The organism is Agromyces sp. P1_H4, from assembly GCF_056405255.1.
In genome coordinates, this window is record NZ_JBFUCL010000322.1 from 1 (window position 1) to 4,402 (window position 4,402).

The 4,402-nt window shown below is 68.9% G+C and carries 4 protein-coding genes; 1 reads left to right on the forward strand and 3 read right to left on the reverse strand.

Going from position 1 to position 4,402, the window contains the following annotated elements:
• Positions 1-76: 76 nt before the first annotated feature.
• Genes AC1DY2_RS16215 through AC1DY2_RS16225 form a run of 3 tightly spaced genes read right to left on the reverse strand, consistent with a single transcriptional unit; the run spans position 77 to position 3,469 of the window.
• A complete protein-coding gene (locus AC1DY2_RS16215) occupies positions 77-1,108 on the reverse strand; it encodes a TIGR03842 family LLM class F420-dependent oxidoreductase (protein ID WP_476763354.1) in 1,032 nt (343 codons plus the stop codon).
• A gap of 47 nt (positions 1,109-1,155) precedes the next feature.
• Positions 1,156-2,592, reverse strand: coding sequence for a dihydropyrimidinase (hydA, locus tag AC1DY2_RS16220; RefSeq protein ID WP_476763355.1), 1,437 nt, complete (start codon positions 2,590-2,592; stop codon positions 1,156-1,158).
• Positions 2,593-2,620: 28 nt separating this feature from the next.
• A complete protein-coding gene (locus tag AC1DY2_RS16225) occupies positions 2,621-3,469 on the reverse strand; it encodes a nitrilase-related carbon-nitrogen hydrolase (RefSeq protein WP_476763356.1) in 849 nt (282 codons plus the stop codon).
• Between the two features lie 253 nt (positions 3,470-3,722).
• On the opposite strand from AC1DY2_RS16225, the gene AC1DY2_RS16230 reads away from it, so the two are divergent.
• Positions 3,723-4,402: GntR family transcriptional regulator (locus tag AC1DY2_RS16230; protein WP_476763357.1), on the forward strand; the 680-nt coding region annotated here is incomplete at its 3' end.

Here is a 4,402-nt window from a genome sequence, read left to right on the forward strand (position 1 = left end):
GGCGAGCGGATGCCGCGGTCGGGCGCCGCGCCCGCGGCATCCGTCACCGCGGTCGTCTCGCGCACGCCGGCCTCCGTCATGCCTTCGCCGTGATGTGCTCGGAGAGCGCCGGGATCACGGTCTCGCCGTAGACCCGGAGCGTCTCCTCCTTGTTGTCGTGCTGGAGGTAGCCGGCGAACTGGTCGACGCCGAGGTCGGCGAGGGCCTTGAGCTTGGCGATGTGCTCGTCGGCGGTGCCGAGCACGCAGAACCGGTCGACGATCTCGTCGGGCACGAACGACGTGTGCGTGTTGCCGGCCCGGCCGTGCTCGTTGTAGTCGTAGCCCTCGCGGCCCTTGATGTAGTCGGTCAGCGCCTGCGGCACGGCGGCGCCCGACCCGTCTGAGCCGGTGCCGTACTTCGCGACGATGTCGGCGACGTGGTTGCCGACCATGCCGCCGAACCAGCGGCACTGGTCGCGCATGTGCTCGAGGTCGTCGCCGATGTACATGGGCGCGGCCACGCAGAACTTCACCGACATCGGGTCGCGGCCCGCCGCCTCGGCGGCATCGCGCACGTGCTGGATCATCCACGCGGCGATGTCGAGGTCGGCGAGCTGCAGGATGAACCCGTCGCCCACCTCGCCCGCGAGCGTCAGCGCCATCGGGCCGTAGGCCGCGACCCACACCTCGAGCTCCGAGCCGCGCGACCACGGGAACTGCAGCTGCGAGCCCTTGTACTCCACCGGCCGCGAGTTCGCGAGCTCCCGTATCACGTGGATCGACTCGCGCAGCTCCTTCAGTGTGGTCGGCTTGCCGTTCGTCACGCGCACGGCCGAGTCGCCGCGGCCGATGCCGCAGATCGTGCGGTTGCCGTACATCTCGTTGAGCGTCGCGAAGATCGACGCCGTGACGGTCCAGTCACGGGTCGCCGGGTTGGTGACGAAGGGGCCCACCTTGATGCGGTGGGTCTCGGCGAGGATCTGGCTGTAGATCACGTACGGCTCCTGCCACAGCAGGTGCGAGTCGAACGTCCACGCGGTGCTGAAGCCGTACTGCTCGGCGAGCTTGGCGAGGTGGACGGTGCGCGATGCCGGGGGGTTCGTCTGGAGGACGACTCCGAAGTCCATGGGTGCTCCGCTCGGTTGGGGTCGGCTCGGGGGGTTGGGGGGTCGACTCAGATGAGGTACTGGCTCAGGCCGCGCCTGAGGAATCGGCCGTCGCCCTTGGCGCCGAGGTACTGGTCGTCGTCGACGATGACCTTGCCCCGGGACAGCACCGTGTCGACGTGGCCGTCGATCTCGAAGCCCTCCCACGCGGAGTAGTCCATGTTCATGTGGTGCGTCTTCTCGAGGCCGATCGACGTGTGGCCGTTCGGGTCGTAGACGACGACATCGGCATCGGCGCCGGGCTGGATGACGCCCTTCGTGCCGTACAGGCCGAACATGCGCGCCGGCGTGGTGCTCGTGAGCTCCACCCAGCGCTCGAGGGTGATCTCGCCGGTGACGACGCCCTGGTACATGAGGTCCATGCGGTGCTCGATCGAGCCGATGCCGTTGGGGATCTTCCGGAAGTCGCCGAGGCCGAGCTCCTTCTGGTCCTTCATGCAGAACGGGCAGTGGTCGGTCGAGACCATCTGCAGGTCGTTCGTGCGCAGCGCCTGCCACATCGACTGCTGGTGACCCTCCTCGTGCGAGCGCAGCGGAGTGGAGCACACCCACTTGGCGCCCTCGAAGTGGCCCCACTGCTCGCTCGACGCGCCGAGCTGTTCCTCGAGCGACAGGTAGAGGTACTGCGGACACGTCTCGCCGTAGACGTTCTGCCCCTTGTCGCGCGCCCACGCGAGCTGCTCGACCGCCTGCTTCGCCGACACGTGCACCACGTAAAGCGGCGCACCCGTGAGCTTCGCGAGCATGATCGCGCGGTGCGTGGCCTCCTCCTCCATCTCCCAGGCGCGCGCGACGCCGTGGTAGTAGGGGTCGGTCTTGCCCTGCTCCACGAGCTGGGCCGCGAGCACGTCGATCGCCGGGCCGTTCTCGGCGTGCATCATCGTGAGCATGCCCGTGTCGCGCGACACCTGCATGGCCTTCAGGATCTGCGCGTCATCCGAGTAGAAGACCCCCGGGTAGGCCATGAACATCTTGAAGCTCGTGATGCCCTCGTCGGGCAGTCGCCGCAGCGTCGCGAGCGAGGCGTCGTTCACGTCGCCGACGATCTGGTGGAAGCCGTAGTCGATCGCGCAGTTGCCGGCCGCCTTCTCGTGCCACGCCGCCAGTCCGTCCTCGATGCGCTGCCCGTAGGTCTGCACGGCGAAGTCGATGATCGACGTCGTGCCGCCCCAGGCCGCCGCCCGCGTTCCGGTCTCGAAGGTGTCGGATGCCTCGGTGCCGCCGAACGGCAGCTGCATGTGCGTGTGCGCGTCGATGCCGCCGGGGATCACGTACTTGCCCGTCGCGTCGATGACACGGTCGACGGATGCCGCGACATCCGTGCCGAGGATGCTGCTGCCGGGCTCGAGCACGGCCCTGATGGTCTCGCCGTCGATCAGCACGTCGGCCGCGGCGCGTCCGGTCGCACTGACGACGGTGCCGCCGCTGATGAGGGTGGTGGCCATGGTTCGCTCCTTCGCGTGGCTCGTCGGGTTACGGCTTCGGGATGGAGGTGTAGGAGTCGGGCCGGCGGTCGCGGTAGAACTGCCACGCGTTGCGGACGTTCCGGATCATGTCGAGGTCGAGGTCGCGGACGACGACCTCCTCCTCGGTCTCGGAGCCGTAGTCGCCGACGATGTTGCCCTGCGGGTCGACGAACTGGCTCTTGCCGTAGAAGTTCACGGCCAGATCGCCGTACTCGTTGTCCTCGAGGCCGACCCGATTGGCGGCGGCCACGAAGTAGCCGTTCGCGGCGGCCGCGGCGGGCTGCTCGATCTCCCAGAGCCGGTTCGACAGGCCGGGCTTCGTGGCGTTCGGGTTGAACACGATCTGCGCGCCGTTGAGGCCGAGCTCGCGCCAGCCCTCGGGGAAGTGCCGGTCGTAGCAGATGTAGACGCCGATCGGCCCGACCGCGGTGTGGAAGATGGGGTAGCCGAGGTTGCCGGGCCGGAAGTAGAACTTCTCCCAGAACTTGTCGAGGTTCGGGATGTGGTGCTTGCGATACGAGCCGAGGATCGTGCCATCGGAGTCGACCACCACGGCCGTGTTGTAGTAGACGCCCGGCTGCTCCTCCTCGTAGATCGGCAGCACCATCACCATGCCGAGCTCCTTCGCGAGCGCGGCGAAGCGCTGCACGATCGGGCCRTCGGCGGGCTCGGCGTAGTCGTAGTACTTCACGTCCTCGGTGATGCCGAAGTAGGGGCCGTAGAACAGCTCCTGGAAGCAGATCACCTCGGCGCCCTGCTCCTTGGCGTCGCGGGCGAACTGCTCGTGCTTGTCGAGCATGGACTCCTTGTCGCCGGTCCAGGTCGTCTGCGTGATGGCCGCTCGGACGATCGTCATGTTGCCTCCTGAGTCGGTCGGCGTCGTTGCCGTCCGCTCGGTGCGCCTGGCGGGACTGCTGCTCAGGTGCGACCGGGCGATGCTGCGACGCCGAGGGTGGGGACTGCCGAACGGGGCTCGCGACCCGTTCTGTTATTGTTCGGCGTGAACATTTCTCTTATGTTTCACTCTGTGTCGCTGTGGTGAATTCATACTGTCCCTTGCGTCGTGAGGAGGCAATGGTCGTGTCAGGTATTCCTGTGACGGTGCTTCGATGAACGGCGATCGAGCGGATGCCGCTGCGCTGGTCGCGCGGGCCGAATTCCCCGACGCGACACCACGCGGCATCGCCGGCGTGATCGCCCGGCGCGTGAGCTCGGGCGAGCTCGCGCCGGGCGAACGCCTGCCCACCGTCCGCGATCTCGCCGCCGCGCTCGGCGTGAGCCCCGCGACGGTGAGCCAGGCGTGGCAGGCGCTCGCGCGCGCCGGCATGATCGAGTCGCGCGGCCGCGCCGGGAGCTTCGTGCGGGGCGGGGCATCCGCTCGGGGGGCAGCCGCTCGGCTGGCGCCGCGGATGCGCGGGATGGCGGCGCCCGACGACCCCGTTCGCCTCGACCTCTCCCGGGGCACGCCCGACCCGCTGCTGCTGCCCGCGCTCGGACCGGCGCTCTCGCGAGTGTCCGCCCGCGCCGAGACCGGCAGCTACCAGGCCGAACCCGTCATCCCCGCGCTCGCGACCGTGCTCGCCGACTCGTGGCCGTCGCCCGCGGGGTCGATCATGGTCGTCGACGGCGCGCTCGACGCGATCTCGCGCACCCTCGAGCAGCTCGTGCGCTTCGGCGACCGCGTCGTCGTCGAGAGTCCGGGGTTCCCGCCGTTCCTCGACCTGCTCGACGTACTCGGCGCCGAGGCGGTGCCCGTGCGGCTCGACGCGCACGGCATGGTGCCCGAGGC